Raw genomic sequence first — 18,603 nt, forward strand, 5'->3', positions numbered from 1 at the left:
GTCGGCCTCGCCACCACTGTCGTCGTCGGACTCCGGCGCACGGCCGGTCACCAGGCCGGCGAGCAGGCCGAGCCGCTCCGGAATCTTGTTGATCGGGGTGGCGGTCACCACCAGCAGCCCGAAGATCAGCAGCAGGATGAGCAGCGGCACACCGACCCAGTAGCTGACCGACATCTGCAGCACTTCGCCGATACCGAGCCCGATCAGCCCGCCGGCGTAGTCCCGCTGCAGTCCGTCGGCGGGATGCTGGCCGATGTGCAGCAGCCCGGCGGTGCCCACCAGCATCGCCGACCAACCGACCAGGCCGCGCCCGCGCGGCTCGGGTTCACCGGGCGGGTCACGCATCAGCCGTACCGCGCCGATCAGCAGCAACAGCGGCACCGCGACCGAGATCGCACCGATGAACAGCCGTAGCGTGTCCGCGATGCGGACCCCGAACGGCCCGGCCGCGCCGAACCAGACCGCCATCGCGGTCAGGATGGCCAGTCCGAGCAGGAAGAGCCCGGCACCGTCCCGGCGGTGCTCAGGACCGAGTTCGCGGGCGGTGGCGGCCCGGCGGCCGGCGGCCCGCACCGCCCAGCCGACACCGTGCGCCAGCCCCATCCAGGTAGCCCCGATCGCCCGCCCGACGAGCACCGCCGGTGAGCTGCGCGCCGGACGCCGGCGAGTGGGCGCGGCGGGCCGTTTGCGCGCCGGCTGACGGGCACGGCTGGCAGTGGCGCCCCGGGTCGCCGACCCGCCACGCCGCCGACTCGCCTGAGAGGTCCGGCCCGCCATAGAGTCACACGGTAACCCCGCCGACGGATAATTCCTCGCTTTTGATGGCCGTGTCCGCGCTCCGGTCGCTGGCACGGTTGTGCCACCATCTGCGTCGGCGCTTGTCTATCGCCTCTGTCGCCGTCCGCCCGTACCGAAAGGACCCCCGATGCCCCCGCCGGACCTGGACGACCTGTCGGACGCGCCTGCCGGCAGTGGCCAGATGCAGGTGCTGCGGCCGCTGACCACCGATTTGATCGCCAGCACGCTCGACGCCCGGGGGTACCGCTTCCAGAGCGACTCCGACGGCGATCTGGTAGGCCGTTGGAACGACAACGTGATCTTTTTCTCCCGGCTCGGCGCGCAAGGTGAACTCCTGCGGATCCGCACCATCGCGGCGACCGAGTTCACCGTCGACGACGTGCCGACCCTGTACGCCTTCTGCAATTCCTGGAACCACGACCGGCTGTGGCCGAAGACGTTCGTCCACGTCGACGACGACGGGACCGCCCGGGTCTGCGGCGAGGTGATCACCGATCTCGAACGCGGTGTGACCCCCGCTCAGCTCGACCACCTGATCAGCTGCGGCATCTCCACCGGTTGTCAGGTCTCCGACGCCGCCGCCGAGTTGGCGACCTGATCGGCATGGACCACCGGGACAACGACACGGGCGCTCAGGGCACCGGGACCGAGCACCGTTTCCAGGTCGACCTGCACGGCATCGTCGACCTGCTCAGCCATCATCTGTACGCCAGTCCCCGGGTGTTCGCCCGGGAACTGGTGCAGAACGCCACCGACGCCATCACCGCCCGCCGCGAGTTCGATCCGGGTTGGTCGGCCGGCACCGTGCGGATCGACTCCGCTGCCGACGGCAGCCTGCAGGTGCACGACGACGGCATCGGGCTCACCGACGCCGAGGTGCACACCTTCCTGGCCAGCGTCGGGCGTACCTCCAAGCGTGACGACCTCGGTTTCACCCGGCAGGACTTTCTCGGCCAGTTCGGCATCGGCCTGCTCTCCTGCTTCATGGTCGCCGACGCGGTCGAGGTGGTGACCCGCTCGGCCCGTGGCGGACCGGCGGTACGGTGGACCGGCTACGCCGACGGGCGGTACACCACGAGCGTCGACGACAGCGCCCGCGCCGAAATCGGCACGACGGTCACCCTGCGCCCGCGCCCCGACGCCGGGCACTGGCTGGCCGCCGGTCAGGTCCACACCCTGGTACGTGGATACGCGCAACTGCTGGACGTACCGGTGCTGTTCGGCGCGCCCGGCGTCGCACCGGTGCGGCTGACCGAGCCGCAGGCGCCGTGGGAGGTCGACCATCCCGATCCGCAGGCACGCCGGGAGGCGTTACTCGACTACGGCGCCACCCTGATCGGCGCCCGTCCGATGGATGTGATCGATCTGCGGGTTCCGGAGGCCGGTCTGGTCGGGGTCGGTTACGTGCTGCCCTCGGCCTCGGCTGTCGGGCAGGGCGGGCACCGGGTCTACCTCAAGCGGATGCTGCTCAGTGAGGACGCCGGCAAGCTGCTGCCGGAGTGGGCGTTCTTCGTCCGCGCGGTGGTCGACACCGCGCTGCTGCGCCCGACCGCCAGCCGGGAGTCGCTCTACGAGGACGACCTGCTCAGCAGTGTCCGGGAAGGGCTCGGTGAGCAGATCCGCAGCTGGCTGCTGGACCTGGCGGTCAGCCGGCCGCAGCGGCTCACCGCGTTCCTGCGGGTACACCATCTGGGGGTCAAGGCGCTGGCCGTACGCGATGACGACATGCTGCGTCTGGTCGATGCCTGGCTGCCGTTCGAGACCAGCCGCGGGATGATGCCGTTACGCACGTTCCGCCAGCAGCTGTCGATGATCCGGTACGTGGAGACCGTCGACGAGTTCCGCTCGCTGGCCGCGATCGCCTCCGCCGCCGGCACGCCGATCGTCAACGCGGGCTACGCCTACGACGCGGAGATCCTGCAACGGCTGCCCCGGCTGGACGCGGCGATCCGCACCCGCCGGCTCGACCCGGGAGAACTCGCCGCCCGGCTGGAGACCCTCTCCCCCGGGCAGCTCGCCACGGCGGCCGGGTTCCTGCGGATCGCCCAGACGGTGTTGGCCGAGCTGGACTGCGTACCCCAGGTCCGCCAGTTCGACCCGGTCACCGTGCCCGCGCTGTACGTGCACGGCCAGGCCGCCCGCGAGCAGGACAGCCTGCGCCGGGGCCGCGACGGATCCGACGAGCTCTGGTCCGACGTGTTGTCCGCGTTCGCCGACGTCGACGTCGACCACCGGCCCGAGCTGGTGTTCAACTGGCGACACCCGCTGATCCGCCGGCTCGCCGGCCAACCGCCGGGGCCGGCGTTACGGCACGCGGTGGAGGCGCTCTACGGTCAGGCGCTGCTCGCCGGCCACCATCCCCTGCGGGCGGTGGACAGCGCCGCCCTCAACCGATCCTTCCTGGCCCTGCTGGACAGGGCCTTCACCGACCCGGCCGGGCCGGGCACACCCGCGCAGGAGACCGAGTGACCGCCGAGGAGCTGATCCAGGCGCTGGACGAGGCGACCGACCTACCGGACGGTGACGGCAAGATCGCCGAACTGGAACGGATCGCGGCGCACGCCGACGCGGCCGGGCAGCCGCGTGTCGGGTTCGACGCCCGGATGGCGCTGATCGACACGTACAACAACCACACCGAGCGGTGGCGGATGCTGCCGGCGTTCGGCTGGTGTCTCAACCTGTTCGACCAGCAACCGGAACTGTTCGACGGGTGGGACGCCGAACTGCTGCGCTGGTACCACAAGTGGGCGGTGGCCACCCTGCGCAGCACTCCCCGGGTCGGGCTGGCCCAGACCCAGGCCGCGCTGGACGACATGCAGCGTCGGTTCACCGCCGGCGGGCACAGCCTGCAGGCCGTCTACAACCTGCGCTGCAAGATCGCCGACCATGTCGGGGACGAGTCGCAGGCCCGGCACTGGTTGGCGCAGTGGCGCACCGCCGTACGCGACGAGAACAGCGACTGCGCCGGCTGTGACCCCTCGCGCCAGGCCGAGCTGCTCGCCGGCTGGGGTGCGTGGGACGAAGCCCTGCAGGTGGTCGAGCCGGTGCTCAGCGGTGCGCTCGGTTGTGCCGAACAGCCCGAGAAGGCCCTGGTCGCGGTGATGATGCCGTACCTGCGGCTCGGCCGGTACGCCGATGCCGCCCAGGCCCATGTCCGTGCCTACCGGCGGCACCGGCACGAGCGGGACGCCTTCCCGTTTCTCGCCGAGCATCTGCGGTTCTGCGCGTTGACCAGCCACCACGACCGGGCACTCGCCATCCTGGCCGAGCACCTGGAGTGGTTCGACCGTCCGTACGACGACGCGTCGGCGATGGAGTTCGCCGCCGCCGCCGCGCTGGCCTGCCGGTTGGCGTCCGCCGCCGGGTACGGCGGGCGCACCGTCCACCGGCCCGAACACGGCGACCGGGCGGCGGGCGAGGTGACCGTCGAGGCGCTGGGTGCCGAGCTGTCCGCCGCCGCGCAGCAGCTGGCGGCGCGGTTCGACACTCGCAACGGCAGCGATCACCAGTCCCGTCGGATGGCTGGGTGGCTGGCGGCCGAGCCACTGACCGACGCCGTCGAACTGCCCGCGGACCAGCCGAGCACCACCGCGTACGAGCACGTGCAACTACCTGCCGAGGGGGTTCCCGACGTCGTCTCGCCGCTGACCCTGGAGGGGATCACCGCGGCGCTCAACGAGCGCGGTGACCGCTACTTCGTCGACGACGCCGGCGTGGTCGGCGGTAAGTGGGGACGGGCGGTGATCCAGTTCGAGCGGCTCGGCGAGCAGCGGGAGATTCTGCACGCCCGGGTGCTGGCCGACCGCCGGCTGCCGGCGGAGCGGCTACCGGAGGCGTTCCAGTTCTGCAACGCGTGGAACCACGACCGGCTACTGCCGAAGGTCTACGTGCACGACACCGGCCAGGGCGAGATTCTCCTCGCCGGTGATGTCAGCACCGACCTGGAGTTCGGTGTCAGTGGAGCCCAGCTTGCCATCCTGGTCAACGCGGCGATCGTCACCGCAGCGAGCTTCGCCGACGCCGTGGCCGAACTGCCCTGACCCGGTCGGGTCTTCGAACTGCCCTGACCCGGTCGGGTCTTCGAACTGCCCTGACCCGGTCGGGTCTTCGAACTGCCCTGAACGCGCCTATCCAGCTGACCGCGACGAGGCTGGCCAGCACCAGCCTGGCCAGCCAACCGTACTGCTCGGGGTAGATCACCCCAGCGAGATAGCGGTCGATGAATCCGACGTCGAAGCCGACCTGTCCGGCCTGACGGCGGGACCAGTGTTCGGCCGCGGTCAGCGGGCAGGTCAGATCGGCCGCCACCAGGAGCACTCCCCAGGCCGCCGCGGCGACGTGCAACCAGATGGTGCGGGGCCAGCGCCAGGCCAGGAACCCGCCGACCGCCAGGTAGGCCAGGTAGCCGAAGTGCAGCGTCAGGATGGCGGTGGTCAGTAGCTGGTAGCCCATTGCGCGTGCCTCCCCACCTGCCAGGCTACGAGCGGGCGGTGGCGGCCGGCAGGGTACGCGTACTCAGGCCGCGACCAGACGCGCGGAGTCCCCGGGGAGGGCGGTCCCCGGGGACTCCATGGTGGGCGGCGGTCAGTTCACCGAAAACCCGAGGAGGTAACCGCCCACGCCTTGTTCGGACTCCACCCGGTAGCGGTAGGCACCGGCGGGTCCGGAGAATGCCAGCAACGCCAGTGCACCGGGGGTGTCGGCCCAGGCGACCGTACGCCAACCGTCGGTGGTGAACCGCTGCAGCACCAGATCGACGTCAGTCCCGTCCGGACCTTGCAGACAGGCCCGGTGGCGTCCGGTCCCGGCGCGGAAGAACCGCCCGTCCGGCTGGATCTGCCGACTGCCGGGCCGGCTCAACTCACCTTCGCGGACCACCTCGTGCGCGGCGCACCGGTCCTGCGGGGCTGCGGTCGGCACGACATCCGCCGGCCCGGTCGGTGCGGCACTCGGCGCCGGCGCGCCCGGCGTTTCGCCGCCGCTGGTGGTGACCAGGGTCAGGTTGTTGGCCTGGAGGATCTCGGTCAGCGGTTGGAAGAACGTCACCCCGCCAATCCGGCAGTTGCCGGAGCCGCCGGAGGTGACTCCCTGCGCCTGGTCGCCGGAGAGCCAGGCACCGCCCGAGTCACCCGGCTCGGCGCAGACGTCGGTGCGGGTCAGCCCGGTGACGGTGCCCTCTGGATAGTTGACCGTCGCGTTCTTCGCCTGGATCCGTCCACAGCGGGTGCCGGTGGTCGAGCCGGACCGGCAGACGCTGGCGCCTACCGGGGCTTCCAGATTGCCGGCCACCGGCACCGTCGCACCGTTGAAGTCGTTGACCACCGGCTGCGCTGTCCAGTCGTCGTTGACCTCGACGAACGCCCAGTCGTCGCCGGGGAAGGACGAGGTACGGAAGACGCCCTGGGCGGCCTGGTTGAATCCGGTGGTCCGCGCGCCTGGCCGCCCACAGTGGCCGGCGGTGACGAAACCGCCGACCACCGAGAAACCGATTGAGCAGCGCCCGCTTCGATCGATAAAGTAGGGATCGCCACCGCGTACGTCGAACAGCGGCACCGGGGCCTCGTCGGAGGCGACGACCCGGACCGCCCCGGCCGGCACACCGGCAGCGGTCGCGAACGCGCGTGCGGCCGGCTCGGCGCCGGGCTGGGCGAGCAGTACGACGGTGTTGGCGGCGACGTCGACGTACCAGCCGGCCAGATCGGGTGTCGCGCTCGCCGCGCTGTCGTCGAGGCCTCGCTTGACCGTGTCCAGCGTCCGCTGGCTGCGGGCCACCACCCGGACCTGTGCACCGGTCGCCCGCACCTGGCCGGCCAGGGTCTCGTCGGTGACCGCGACGACGAGATCGGCACCGTCGTCGGTGAGCCACGCACCGCCGTAGGCCGTGTCCAACTCGGCGCGCAGCGCGCTGGCGGTTCGGCTGGCCCACCGCTCGGTCGCCAGCCGGGCCCGGGCCTGGCCAGCGCTGATTCTGAGGTCACGGCCGAGGGCCGCGACGACCTCCGGCGCCGCGACGTCCCCGGTGGCGGCTGCGGACTCAACGGCGGTGGCTGCGGACTCAACGGCGGTGATGTCCGGCGCGTGCCGCCCGTCGCCGGCGATCGCCGGCAGGGTCACCGCGGCCAGCAGACCGACGGTAGCCACCGTGACTCCTGCAGTGGTCATCCTCCGGCGCCGCATCGTGTCTCCCTCCGCCGCGTGCCCCGCGCTGGTCGCGCCGTGCGGAGGTACGGGCAATGCCCGTCGATGGATCAGGTTCGGCTGGATGCGGCATATCACAGCTGGCCGGGTGAACCGGACCCGCCCGTGGCGCGTACGACGTATCGCGCCCGGTAGTGGTCAGCCTCCACCTGGTCCTACCGGGCGGCGAAGTCCCCGCGCCCGATCCCACGGACGAAACTGCGCCACGGTCGCGGGTCGAACCGCAGGTGCGGGCCGTCGGGCAGGGCCGAGTCGCGCAACGCCACGCCTCCTGCGCAGGTAGCGGCGACCTCGACACACGCGTTCGTGTCGCATCGGCCGCTGCGCCGCCAACCATCGGTCGTTCGCAACATGGCACATCACACCTTTCTGGCATTCTGCACATTCAACGCATAGATTGCCAGACCGATACGCACCGAGCGTGGCCGGTGTCGACGGCGTCCAACCCGACGGTCGGCTCACCCGACGGTCGGCAGTGACCCAGGCCCGGCGAGCGCGGCGAGCGCGACGCAACGCTCGGCGATCAGCCGAGCCGAGGTCTGCTCATCGTGCGCGGCCCGCCAGATGTGCGCAAAGTAGTCGCGGTGGCGGCGGATCCGATGGGCGGCATGCACGATCTCGTCGACCAGGATCCCCTCGCGGTAGAGCAACGCGTCGTCCTCGTCGCCGAAGTCGAGCAGGGTGAACGGTGCGAGCATGGCCATGATCGCGGCGTCGGCGAACGGCGCGATCCGGACCTGGACGTTGGGCCGCCGCATCACCTGCAGCAGCTGGGTGAACTGCCCCGACATGATGCGCGGCCCGCCGACGGTGCGCCAGAGCACCGACTCGTCGAGCACCAGTCGCAACAACGGCGGATCGCTGCGGTCCAACACCTGCTGCCGGCGGCGCAACCGGGCTTCCAGGCGGAGCGCCCGGTCGGCCTCGGCGAGTTCGCTACGCCAGAAGTTCAGTACGAACTCCCCGTACTCGCGGGTCTGCAGCATGCCCGGAATCAGCGTCGGCTGGAACACCCGGATGGCGCTGGCCTCGCTCTCCAGCTGCAGCAGCTGCAGCATCGCCGGGGTGAGATGCTCCCGGTAGCGCGGCTCGTCCCACCAGCCGCGCAGCCGTGAGGTCCGGGCGTCGTGCAGCAGCCGCCGCACGTCGTCGTAGTCGTCGACACCGTACAACCCCAGCAACGCCCGCAGATCGGTGGCGGAGACGGTGACGTCGCCCTTCTCGATCCGGTTGACCTTGGAGACCGACCACTCGAGCGTTTCGGCCACCCGGCCCTGGGTCAGCCCCGCCGCTTCACGCGCACGGCGCAACGCGAGCCGCAGCCTCCATCGTGCCGCTGCTGGAGACCCGTTGGGGCCGGGACCGTCACGCATGTCCGCCCTTCCGGACGACGGTGAGTGACCGGCCCTCAGTATGCCGCCAAGTCGCGGCTGGGTCAGCCCTGGTCGGCCGCTGACCGTTACCGGATCGGCGTCAAACCTCCACCACGGTCGGCACGATCATCGGCCGGCGCCGGTACGCGTCGTTGACCCAGCGCCCCACGATCCGGCGGACCACCTGCTGCAGTTGGTGCGGGTCGGTGATGCCGTCGGCGGCAGCCCGCGTCAGCGCCTCGGTGATCAACGGAATGACGGCGTTGAACGCCTCCGGATCCTCGGAGAACCCCTTCGCGGACACGGTCGGGCCACCCACCACCTTCCCGGTCACCGAGTCGACCACGACGGTGGCCGCGATGAACCCGCCGTCACCGAGGATCCGCCGCTCGGTCAACAACGACTCACCGACGTCGCCGACCGCGAGCCCGTCCACGTAGACGTACCGGCTCTTGACGTGCCCGACGAGGCTGGCGTGCCCGTCGACCAGATCGACCACGTCGCCGTCCTCGCAGAGCACCACGCGCTGCGGGTCCAGGCCGGACTCGATCCCGAGCCGGGCGTGCGCCCGCAGGTGCCGCCACTCACCGTGCACCGGCAGCAGGTTGCTCGGCCGCACCACGTTGAGCAGGTAGAGCAGCTCCCCGGCCGGGGCGTGCCCGGAGACGTGCACCTTGGCCACGTCCTTGTGGATGACGGTCGCGCCGGCCCGGGACAGCTGGTTGATCACCCGGTAGACGGAGGTCTCGTTGCCCGGCACCAGCGAGCTGGCCAGCACCACGGTGTCACCCGGGGCCACGGTGATGTGCCGGTGGTCGCCGGTGGCCATCCGGCCGAGCGCACTCATCGGCTCGCCCTGCGAGCCGGTCGACATCAGCACGATCTCCTCGGGCCGCAGCCCGGTCACCTCGTCCATCCCGACGACCAGCCCGGGCGGAATGCGCAGCAGACCGAGATCACGGGCGATGCCCATGTTGCGCACCATGGAACGGCCGATCAGCGCCACCTTGCGGTCGTACTCGTACGCCGAGTCGAGGACCTGCTGCACGCGATGCACGTGCGAGGCGAAGCTCGCCACGATGATCCGGCCACGGGCCTTGGCGAAGATCGCGTCCAACACCGGGCCGATGTCGCGCTCCGGAGTGACGAAACCGGGCATCTCGGCGTTGGTCGAGTCGGACAGCAACAGGTCGACGCCCTCGGCCCCGAGGCGGGCGAACCCGGCCAGGTCGGTGATCCGCCCGTCCAGCGGTAGCTGGTCCATCTTGAAGTCACCGGTGTGCAGCACCAGCCCGGCCGGCGTACGGATGGCCACCGCGAGTGCGTCCGGAATGGAATGGTTGACCGCGAAGAACTCGCACTCGAACGGGCCGATCCGCTCACGCTGGCCTTCGCGGACGGTCAGCGCGTACGGCTCGATGCGCCGCTCGGCCAGCTTGGCCTCGACCAGAGCCAGGGTGAACTGCGAGCCGACCAGCGGGATGTCCGGCTTGTGGGCGAGCAGGTAGGGCACCGCACCGATGTGATCCTCGTGGCCGTGCGTCAGCACGATCGCCTGTACGTCGGCGAGCCGGTCCAGGATCGGGGTGAAGTCGGGCAGGATGAGGTCGACGCCTGGCTGCTCGACGTCGGGAAAGAGCACCCCGCAGTCGACGATCAGCAACTTGCCGTCGAACTCGAAGACGGTCATGTTGCGACCGATGGCACCGAGCCCGCCAAGAGGGATGATCCGCAGGCCGCCGGCGGGCAACGCCGGGGGCAGATCGAGTTCGACGTGCGCCTGGCTCACGGCAGCTCCAGCCCGGCGTCGGCGCAGTCGGCGCGCAACTGGTCGCGTTCGGCCTCGGTCGCGTCGGTCAACGGCGGTCGCACCGGGCCGGCGGGCATCCCGAGCGCCGCCAACGCGGCCTTGACCAGCATCGTGCCCGGGCTGCGGAAGATCCCGGTGAACAGCGGCAGCAGCCGCCGGTGCAGGGCCAGCGCGGTGGCGACGTCACCGGCGGCGTACGCCTCGATCATCTTCTTGGTGGGCGCGCCGACCAGATGGGTGGAGGTGCCGACCAGACCGACCCCGCCGACCGCCAGCATCGGCAGGGTGAGCGCGTCCTCGCCGCTGTAGAAGGCCAGGTCCGTCCGGCTGGTCACCCAGGAGGTGGCGGTCAGATCGCCCTTGGCGTCCTTGACTCCGACGATGCGCTCATGCTCGGCGAGGCGGACCAGGGTCTCGCTGGTCAGCGGGATCCCGGTGCGGTGCGGGATGTCGTAGGCCAGGATCGGCAGGCTGGTCGCGTCGGCGATCGCGGTGAAGTGCCGGACGACGCCGGTCTGCGGCGGCTTGTTGTAGTACGGCGTGACCACGAGCAGCCCGTGCGCCCCGGCCTTTTCCGCAGCGGTGGCCAGCTCGATGGTGTGCCGGGTGTCGTTGGTGCCGACGCCGGCAACCACCTGGGCACGGTCGCCGACGGCCTCCACGACCACCCGGAGCAGCCGATCCTTCTCGGCATCGGAGGTGGTCGGCGACTCGCCGGTGGTGCCGCTGATCACCAGCGCGTCGTTGGCCTGCTCGTCGACCAGGTAGCTGGCCAGGCGAGCGGCTCCGTCGAGATCGAGCGAACCGTCACCGGCCAGTGGTGTGACCATGGCCGTGAGAAGTCGCCCGAACGGACCCGGGGCGCCCGGACCGCTGCCGGCGAGGTGGTGCTGCGTCATATGGACAACCTATCGGACGAGCGCACCGCCTTCCCGGCGCTCCCGTACGGGTATGAGATCTACTCCGCTTGGCCGGTGTACGGGCTGTTCGCGACCTCGGTGCCGTCCGGCAGCGCGCTGATGGTGAAGTCGGCGAACACGTTCGGCGCCACCCGCTGCAGTTGCCGCAGGCACTCCACCGCGAGCTCACGGATCTCCACATCGGCGTGCTCGGTGGCCCGCATGCCGATGAAGTGTCGCCAGGCCCGGTAGTTGCCGGTCACCACGATCCGCGTCTCGGTGGCGTTGGGCAGCAACGCCCGGGCGGCCTGGCGGGCCTGCTTACGGCGCAGCGTCGGGTTCGCCACGTCGGCGAACCGCTTTTCCAGCCCTTCGAGCAGTTCGGTGTAGGCACGCACGCTCGCGTCCGCGGCGGCCACGAACCTCTCGTGCAACTGGGGATCCTCGGCGATCACGGACGGTTCGACCATCGCGGCGTCACGCTCGGGGACGTAGCGTTGGGACAGCTGGGAGTACGAGAAGTGCCGGTGCCGGACCAGCTCGTGGGTGAGCGACCGGGAGATCCCGGTGAGGTAGAAGGTGACGCTGCCGTGTTCCAGCACGGACAGGTGACCGCTGTCCAGGATGTGCTGGAGGTAGCCGGCGTTCGTGGCGGTGACCGGGTTGGGTTTGCGCCACGACTGGTAGCAGGCTCGCCCGGCGAACTCCGCCAGCGCCTGGCCGCCCTCGGCATCGGTCGACCAGTCGACCTCGGCAGGCGGCTCGAAGTGGGTCCACGCGATCAGCGTGACCTGCGGTGACACGATTTCCGGCATTTCTCGGACTCTAGTTGCCGCCGGTACCGGCGGCAACGCCGGTACCGGGCCGGACGGGGGCACAGACGTGTCGGAGGACGGCGGCACAGACGTGTCGGACGTCAGACGTCAGACGTAGAACCAGGTGAACGGTGCCCAGGGCAGATTGCGAAGCACGGCGAAGGCCAGCCAGACGCCGAGAGACCAGCCAATGACCGTCGGGCTGAGCTGCAGTTGCGGCAGCCGCCACCGGAACACCTGCTGGCCCGCCCAGGCAAGGTAGATGTAGAGCAGGAACGGAATCGCGAAGACCAGCAGCAGGTGGTGCCGGGCAGCGGCCCCGACGTCGCCGGTGAGCACGTACCACACCGCCCGGGTGCCGCCGCAGCCCGGACAGTCCAGGCCGGTGGTGAGCTTCAACAGGCAGGTCGGCGCCGCCTCGGCGGTGCTGTTCGTGGGATCGGTGACCACGGTGTACCCGGCGGCGGCACCGATGCAGCCGAGCACCGCGAGCGGCGCCAGCCAGCGCGGCGACCTGGCCACGAGCCGGTTGACGAAGCCGGTCAGCCGGTCCGGCTGGGGCACTTGCGACGGGTACGGATGTGCGATCACCGGACCCTCGACGGCGGCGGCTCGGCTCGCGCCGCTGCCGTCGGTGCTCACCATCGTCACGTGTCCTCCCGTGGAGCGGATTTTCTCACCGTACACCGCGATCGCACGCCGCTGGTCGGGTCCGGTGCCCGGTGCCCGGTGGGGATTCTCATCCCGCCGGCACCGCGCGCCGCCCGGCCACGGCGACCAGCGCGGCGGCGAGCGGGCCGGCGAAGTCACCGGCTACCGGCGCCGACACCTCGGACAGGCCCAACCAGCCGGCCATCCGGAACAGCTCGCTGGCCAGCGCGTCAGCGGTCCGCTCGGGGTCACCCGACGCGTCGCGGGCGCCGCCGCGGGTGTCGTGCGCCGGCGGCGGGACCAGCCAGGCGGCGGGGACCCGCAACACTCCGGCCGCCCGGTCCGCCTTGAGGTCGACCAACGCGGTCAGCCGGTCGCCTTCGAGCAACGGCAACACGTAGTAGCCGTACACCCGCTGGGCGGCCGGCACGTAGATCTCGATCCGGTAGCGCAGCCCGAACAGCCGCTCGGTGCGGGCCCGCTCCCACACCACCGGATCGAACGGGCTGATCAGCGTCGCCGCCCGTACCCAGCGCGGCAGCCGGGCACGGTGGTGCAGGTAGGCGGGCTGGCGCCAGCCCTGTACGGTCACTGGCCGCAGCACCCCTTCGGCGACGAGATCGGCGACGACCGGACGGACAGCCGACGCCGGCAACCGGAAGTAGTCGCGCAGCTCCGGCTCGGCCGCCACGCCCAGACTGCGAGCGGCGGTCTCGACCAGTTGCCGGTGCGCCTGCGCCTCGGTCGGTGTCGCGGCGCCCACCACGCGCGGTGGCAGCACCCGCTCGGGCAGGTCGTAGCAACGGGCGAAGGAGCCGCTACGCCGGGCCGAGGTGACCTCCCCGGCCCAGAAGAGGTATTCCAGGGCGGTCTTCACCGCCGACCAGTTCCAACCCCAGTTGCCGCTGGGCCGGGCGGCGTCCTGCTCGATCTCGGCGGCGGTCAGCGGTCCCTTGGCGCGGATCTCGTCACGTACCCAGGCCACCAGGTCGGGTTGCTCGACGGCGATGCGCCGCATGCCGCCCCAGGCGTCCTGGCGGGCTCGGGCCATCCGCCAGCGCAGCGCCGGCTGCAGGTCGACCGGGATGAGCGAGGCCTCGTGCCCCCAGTATTCGAACAGGTCACGGGGGGCGTGGAAGGCCGCCCGGTCCAGCAGCGCCGTCGGGTACGGGCCGAGCCGGCTGTACAACGGCAGGTAGTGGGCGCGTTGCAGGACGTTGACCGAGTCGATCTGGATCAGGCCGACCCGGTCCAGCACCCGGCGCAGGTGCCGACGGGTCGGCACGCCGGCCGGGGCGGGATCGGTGAACCCCTGGGCGGCCAGCGCGATCCGGCGGGCCTGAGCGAGTGAGAGACTGTCTGGCGCGGGCATCGCAGGGCAAGCTAACGCATCGGTACGACAATCGTCGCGCCGGAGCCACCGGAGCCCCCGGTGCGGGCGAGGACGAGCAGGCCGAGCGCCACGACGTAGCACAGGGCCGCGACCGCGTACGGCAGGCGGTAGCCGGCCTGTTGGGCCGCGCCGAGGACCGGGCCGGCGAGCAGGCCGCCGATCGGAATGCTGTTGGTGTACAGGGTGGAGGCACGCCCACGGTCGCGGGGCATCATGTCCTGCATGTACGTGATGCCGAGGCCGCTCAGCGCGGCGATCGCCGTTGCGTTCAGGACCTGCCCGGCGGCCAGTTGCCACAGGTCGGTCGCGAAGCAGACCAAGGTCATGTAGGCGAACCCGCAGCCGGCGCCGACGATCAGGAGCCGGCCCACCGGGATGCGCAGGGAGAGCACGCCGAGGCCGATCATGATGGGGATTTCGAGTCCGGCGCACAGGCCGAGCAGCAGACCGGCGGACCCGACCCCGTGCCCGAGTTCCCGGGTGGTGAACAGCGGAAGTGACTGGACGGCGAGGTTCGTGGCGGCCCAGGTGAGGACGAACACGGCCAGGTTCGACCAGATGGTACGCCGCGGTGCGTCGGCACCGTGTCCGTCGACGGTCGGGCCGTCGTCGGATACCGCCGCGCGTCGCCCACGCAACGCCAGGTACGCCACGGCCGCCGCCGTGGCGTACATCAGCGACGAGGTGGTGAACGTCAGAGTGAAACCACCGGTCGTGAGCAGCACCGAGGCCAGCGGTGGACCCGCCACCCAGGCGAGAGAGAAGAGCGTACGCAGCGTACTCATGGTCATCGCTACCCGGTCGGGTTCGGTCACCGACTCACGGGCGTAGGCGAACATCTGCGGCAACATCGCCTGTGCGCAGGCGGTCAGGGTGATCGTGATGATCAGGAAGGCCCAGTAGTCGCGTACGACGGCGGCCAACGCGCTGGAGGCGCAGCCGGCCAGCGCGGCGCCGGTCAGCAGCCCGCGCCGGCTCGGCAGTCGGTCGGAGATCCGGCCGATGATCGCGGACACCACGACCGAGGAGAGTGGTGCGACGACGAGAAGGACCGCGACCTGGGTGGCGTCGGCGCCGACGGCGTCGTCGAGGAAGAGGGTGAGGTACGGCGAGACCATCGCGGCCGACAACCCGACGGTGACAAAGACCAGTCCCAGCGCCGCCCACCGCCGCAGGGACTGCCGCACCGCAGCCACGATCGACAAGACTGCCCCCGGATGGACTGGACGCACGTGATCGACCCGTGCCGAGGCGACGATGTCACACTCACCGAGGCTGACCCGGTGCCGGGGCCGTTCCGTGTGCCGTCGCCCGCAGCACGCCCCGACACCTACGGTGCGAGGGATCCGACACTCGCCGCGCACTACTGGACGTAGACGACAAATCCGGATAGAAATCCTCATATGCCAGAAGTCAGACAAGAGACTCCGGACGACGCCGAAGCCATCGCCGGTGTCCACGTCCGGGCATGGCAGGCAGGCTACGCGGGCCTCGTCCCCGCCGATGTCCTCGACCGACTGAACGTCGCCGCCTGGGCGCAGCGACGCCGGGAGGTGGGCACCACCGCGCCGGACCATCCGTTCCGCACCCTGGTCGCCACCGACGGCGAGCGGATCGTCGGGTTCGGCACCTTCGGCCCGTACCGGATAGACCAGGACCGGGATCGGCTCGACCCGGCCTACGGCGAGATCGTCAGCATGTACGTCGACCCGACGTACTGGGGCCACGGGATCGGTCGGACCCTGCTCACCGCCTCGATCGCCGGGCTGACCGGGCAGGGCTGGCGCACGATGCGGTTGTGGGTGCTCGACGGCAACCACCGGGCGCGACGGTTCTACGAGGCGGCCGGATTGCGCCCGGACGGAGAACGCAGCGTCTACCAGGTCCCCCGGTCACCGGGACAAACCCCGGTCGGCCTCGACGAGGTGCGCTACCTGGCCCGCATCGACGACGGCCGGATCCTCGCCGACACCGGCTGAGCTGGCCGCCGCCGGCCGGCTCCGGTCGGCGGCCAGCCGGCGTACCGGCAGGAACAGCAGCAGCCCGACGCTCACCCAGGCGTACGCGTTACTGCCCACGAAACCGAGCAGGTTGGCGGCATCGGCATTGCGCCAGAGCCATACCAGCCGGCTGATCAACAACAGGTACGCGACCACGGCGAAGCCCAACAACGCCCGCCGCCGGCGACTGCCCCGGGCGGCGGCCAGCCCGTTGTCGACCAGCAGGACCAGCGCCGGCAGCAGCCAGACCAGGTGGTGCACCCAGGTCACCGGGCTGACCAGGCAGCCGACCACCGCGGTCAACGCGAACCCGGTGGTCTCGTCACCGGTGGCGACCGCGGCCCGACACCGCCACGCCCACCAGACGAGCGTGGCCGCCACCAGCACCAGCCACGCCGCCGTACTCGGGTGCAGCGGATCCAGCCGGGCGACGATCCCACGCAGCGACTGGTTCGACACGAAGTCGAGCGCCCCCACCCGGTCGGTGTTCCACAGCGCCTGGGTCCAGAACTCGCGGGAGGCGTCCGGGGCGAGCGCGGCGGCGATCAGAGTGGCCACAGTGGCGGTGACCGAGGCGGTGAGCGCGGCCCGCCAGCGCCGGGTGACCAGCAGGTAGACGATGAAGATGCCCGGCGTGAGCTTGATCGCGGTGGCCAGCCCGACACCCACCCCGGCGAACCGGCGCCACCGCCGGGACATCGGCGACCGGGCCGCCACCAGCCACAGCAGGTCGGCCGCGACCAGCACCAGCAGCAGCGTGTTGACCTGCCCGAAACTGACCGTCTCACGCATCGGCTCGTACGCGGCGACCAGGCACCCGGCGATCGCGAACGCGAACCAGCGGGTCCAGCCTTGCCGCCGGGCGACCGGGTCGACCAGCCACCACAGCAACAGGGCGCTGGTCACCACCGCCAAACTCACGCTCACCACGATCGCGAGGGGCCACGGCAGGAACGCCATCGGCAGCATGGTCAGCGCGGCGAACGGCGGATAGGTGAAGCCGTACTGGCTGAACGGCTTCATGTGGTCGTAGAGTTCGCCGCCGTCGCGCACCCAGTGGTGCATCGCGCCGTAGTAGACCTTCAGGTCGAAAAAGCCGTGCCGGTCGGCCGCGACGGCGAGGAACGCGGCGACGACGACCGCGAGGCCGGCCACGATCGCCATCTGCCGGCCGGTACGCCCGGCGGCCCGCTGCGGCATGGCCGCCCTCCTGTCCGTACGCTGACCAGTCATGGCGCTCGGATATGTCCGTCCTGCCCGACCGGGCGACGCTGGTGACATCGCCCGCATCCAGCTGACCACCTGGCGGATCGCCTACCGGCGACTGCTGCCCCGGCAGGTGCTCGACGGGCTGGACGAGGCCTGGCTGGCGCAGCGCTGGGACGCCGCGATCACCGGTGCGCCGTCGCCACGGCACCGGGTGCTGGTCGCCGTCGAGCAGGCCGAGCAATCGTATCTGGTGGGCTTCCTCGCGGCGGGCCCGGCCGACGAGCAGGCACTCGCGCCTGGCGAACCGCCCACCGCGCTCACCGATCGGGTGGCCGCAGTCACCGACCTGCTGGTCGAACCGCGCTGGGGACGGCGCGGACACGGCAGCCGACTGCTCGCCGCAGCCGTCGACCTGTGGCGCTCCGACGGCTTCGACACCGCTGTGGCCTGGGCGTTCGAGCGGGATCCGGCGACCCGTACGTTCCTCGGCTCGGCCGGCTGGGCGGCTGACGGCGCGGCCCGGGCACTGGACGTCGACGACCTGCTCGTGCCGCAGCTGCGGCTGCACGTGGCGGTGCCGCCGACCGACGAGCGACCGCCACCGGTCGACGGCGGGCCGGCCGTCGGTGACGTCAGTCGAGCAACGCGTCCAGCCCGACCGTGAGACCGGGTCGCCGCAGCACCGACCGGACGGCGAGCAGCACCCCGGGCATGAACGACACCCGGTCGTACGAGTCGTGTCGGATGGTCAGCGTCTCCCCGGTGGTGCCGAAGAGCACCTCCTGATGGGCGATGAGACCGGCGGCCCGCACCGAGTGCACGCGCACCCCGTCGACGTCGGCACCCCGGGCACCGGGCAGCTCGCTCGTGGTGGCGTCGGGCATCGCGCCCAGCCCGGCCGCCGTACGCGCCTGGGCGATCACCCGGGCGGTGTGGCTGGACGTGCCGCTCGGCGCGTCGACCTTGGCGGGGTGGTGCTGCTCGATGATTTCCACCGATTCGAAATAGCGGGCCGCCCGCGCCGCGAACTGCATCATCAGCACCGCGCCGATGCCGAAGTTGGGGGCGACGACCACGCCGACGGCGGGTTTCCCGGACAGCCAGCCACGGATCTGGTCGAACCGGTCGGCGGTGAATCCGCTGGTACCGACCACGGCGTTGACACCCTGGTCGACGCACCAGCGCAGGTTGTCCATGACCACGTCGGGCGTGGTGAAGTCGACGACCACGTCCGCCCCGGCGTCGCGGACGGCTGCCAGCCCGTCACCCTGGTCGACCATTGCCACCAGTTCGAGATCGCCGCTGGTGTTCACCGCCCGGCAGACCTCCGTGCCCATCCGGCCCTGGGCGCCGAGCACCGCCACCCGGGTCGGCCCGGCGACGGCCTGGTCACCGACGACGGCCTGGTCGGTCGGGGCAGCGGTCGCGGTCGCACCATTCTCACTCACCGGCACAAC

Annotated in this window: 17 protein-coding genes and 1 pseudogene; 5 read left to right on the top strand and 13 right to left on the bottom strand. The window is 71.2% G+C overall.

Annotated features, from left to right (window positions below; genetic code table 11):
- Window positions 1-42: 42 nt before the first annotated feature.
- A pseudogene (locus ACN27F_RS07930) lies at window positions 43-777 on the bottom strand (DNA translocase FtsK 4TM domain-containing protein); the annotation flags it as partial.
- A 148-nt stretch (window positions 778-925) separates the two neighbouring features.
- Here ACN27F_RS07930 and ACN27F_RS07935 point away from each other — a divergent pair.
- The 3 genes from ACN27F_RS07935 to ACN27F_RS07945 are packed head-to-tail and all read left to right on the top strand — an operon-like array spanning window position 926 to window position 4,838.
- A complete protein-coding gene (locus tag ACN27F_RS07935) occupies window positions 926-1,396 on the top strand; it encodes a YbjN domain-containing protein (protein WP_421432014.1) in 471 nt (156 codons plus the stop codon).
- Between the two features lie 5 nt (window positions 1,397-1,401).
- The gene (locus ACN27F_RS07940; RefSeq protein WP_421432016.1) at window positions 1,402-3,267 is read left to right on the top strand and encodes an HSP90 family protein; all 1,866 of its coding nucleotides are present in this window, start codon (window positions 1,402-1,404) and stop codon (window positions 3,265-3,267) included.
- Window positions 3,264-4,838, top strand: a complete 1,575-nt coding sequence (locus ACN27F_RS07945) for a YbjN domain-containing protein (RefSeq protein ID WP_421432017.1) — start codon at window positions 3,264-3,266, stop codon at window positions 4,836-4,838. The genes ACN27F_RS07940 and ACN27F_RS07945 overlap by 4 nt, the downstream gene beginning before the upstream one ends.
- Here the strand turns inward: ACN27F_RS07945 and ACN27F_RS07950 are convergent.
- The 10 genes from ACN27F_RS07950 to ACN27F_RS07995 all read right to left on the bottom strand — a co-directional run bounded on the left by ACN27F_RS07950 (window position 4,795) and on the right by ACN27F_RS07995 (window position 15,124).
- Complete coding sequence (locus ACN27F_RS07950) at window positions 4,795-5,250, bottom strand: DUF2784 domain-containing protein (RefSeq protein ID WP_421432019.1); 456 nt, start codon at window positions 5,248-5,250, stop codon at window positions 4,795-4,797. The genes ACN27F_RS07945 and ACN27F_RS07950 overlap by 44 nt on opposite strands.
- A gap of 132 nt (window positions 5,251-5,382) precedes the next feature.
- Window positions 5,383-6,939: a S1 family peptidase gene (locus tag ACN27F_RS07955; RefSeq protein ID WP_421432020.1), complete on the bottom strand. Its 1,557-nt coding sequence runs from the start codon at window positions 6,937-6,939 to the stop codon at window positions 5,383-5,385.
- A gap of 212 nt (window positions 6,940-7,151) precedes the next feature.
- Window positions 7,152-7,349 (bottom strand): DUF397 domain-containing protein, encoded by a 198-nt coding sequence (locus ACN27F_RS07960; RefSeq protein WP_421432021.1) that lies wholly within the window; start codon window positions 7,347-7,349, stop codon window positions 7,152-7,154.
- Between the two features lie 105 nt (window positions 7,350-7,454).
- Window positions 7,455-8,369 (bottom strand): helix-turn-helix domain-containing protein, encoded by a 915-nt coding sequence (locus ACN27F_RS07965; RefSeq protein ID WP_421432023.1) that lies wholly within the window; start codon window positions 8,367-8,369, stop codon window positions 7,455-7,457.
- Window positions 8,370-8,469: 100 nt separating this feature from the next.
- The gene (locus tag ACN27F_RS07970; protein ID WP_421432025.1) at window positions 8,470-10,158 is read right to left on the bottom strand and encodes a ribonuclease J; all 1,689 of its coding nucleotides are present in this window, start codon (window positions 10,156-10,158) and stop codon (window positions 8,470-8,472) included.
- Complete coding sequence (gene dapA, locus ACN27F_RS07975; protein WP_421432027.1) at window positions 10,155-11,078, bottom strand: 4-hydroxy-tetrahydrodipicolinate synthase; 924 nt, start codon at window positions 11,076-11,078, stop codon at window positions 10,155-10,157. The genes ACN27F_RS07970 and dapA overlap by 4 nt, the downstream gene beginning before the upstream one ends.
- A 59-nt stretch (window positions 11,079-11,137) precedes the next feature.
- Complete coding sequence (gene thyX / locus ACN27F_RS07980; protein ID WP_421432028.1) at window positions 11,138-11,893, bottom strand: FAD-dependent thymidylate synthase; 756 nt, start codon at window positions 11,891-11,893, stop codon at window positions 11,138-11,140.
- Window positions 11,894-12,001: 108 nt separating this feature from the next.
- Entirely contained in the window at window positions 12,002-12,538 is a 537-nt protein-coding gene (locus ACN27F_RS07985) for a DUF2752 domain-containing protein (RefSeq protein WP_421432030.1), read from the bottom strand.
- Between the two features lie 94 nt (window positions 12,539-12,632).
- Complete coding sequence (locus ACN27F_RS07990; protein WP_421432032.1) at window positions 12,633-13,916, bottom strand: winged helix-turn-helix domain-containing protein; 1,284 nt, start codon at window positions 13,914-13,916, stop codon at window positions 12,633-12,635.
- Between the two features lie 11 nt (window positions 13,917-13,927).
- Entirely contained in the window at window positions 13,928-15,124 is a 1,197-nt protein-coding gene (locus ACN27F_RS07995) for an MFS transporter (RefSeq protein WP_421432034.1), read from the bottom strand.
- Between the two features lie 216 nt (window positions 15,125-15,340).
- Here ACN27F_RS07995 and ACN27F_RS08000 point away from each other — a divergent pair, with 216 nt between their 5' ends.
- Window positions 15,341-15,916: a GNAT family N-acetyltransferase gene (locus ACN27F_RS08000; protein WP_421432036.1), complete on the top strand. Its 576-nt coding sequence runs from the start codon at window positions 15,341-15,343 to the stop codon at window positions 15,914-15,916.
- Here ACN27F_RS08000 and ACN27F_RS08005 read toward each other — a convergent pair.
- Entirely contained in the window at window positions 15,830-17,137 is a 1,308-nt protein-coding gene (locus tag ACN27F_RS08005; RefSeq protein ID WP_421432037.1) for a glycosyltransferase 87 family protein, read from the bottom strand. The genes ACN27F_RS08000 and ACN27F_RS08005 overlap by 87 nt on opposite strands.
- Window positions 17,138-17,168: 31 nt before the next feature.
- Between ACN27F_RS08005 and ACN27F_RS08010 the strand changes: the two genes are divergently transcribed.
- Window positions 17,169-17,810, top strand: coding sequence for a GNAT family N-acetyltransferase (locus ACN27F_RS08010; RefSeq protein ID WP_421432039.1), 642 nt, complete (start codon window positions 17,169-17,171; stop codon window positions 17,808-17,810).
- Here the strand turns inward: ACN27F_RS08010 and dapB are convergent.
- Complete coding sequence (dapB, locus tag ACN27F_RS08015) at window positions 17,779-18,510, bottom strand: 4-hydroxy-tetrahydrodipicolinate reductase (RefSeq protein ID WP_421440044.1); 732 nt, start codon at window positions 18,508-18,510, stop codon at window positions 17,779-17,781. The two genes, ACN27F_RS08010 and dapB, sit on opposite strands and share 32 nt — an antisense overlap.
- Between the last annotated feature and the right edge of the window lie 93 nt (window positions 18,511-18,603).

The organism is Solwaraspora sp. WMMB335 (assembly GCF_049179075.1).
Lineage (GTDB): Bacteria > Actinomycetota > Actinomycetes > Mycobacteriales > Micromonosporaceae > Micromonospora_E.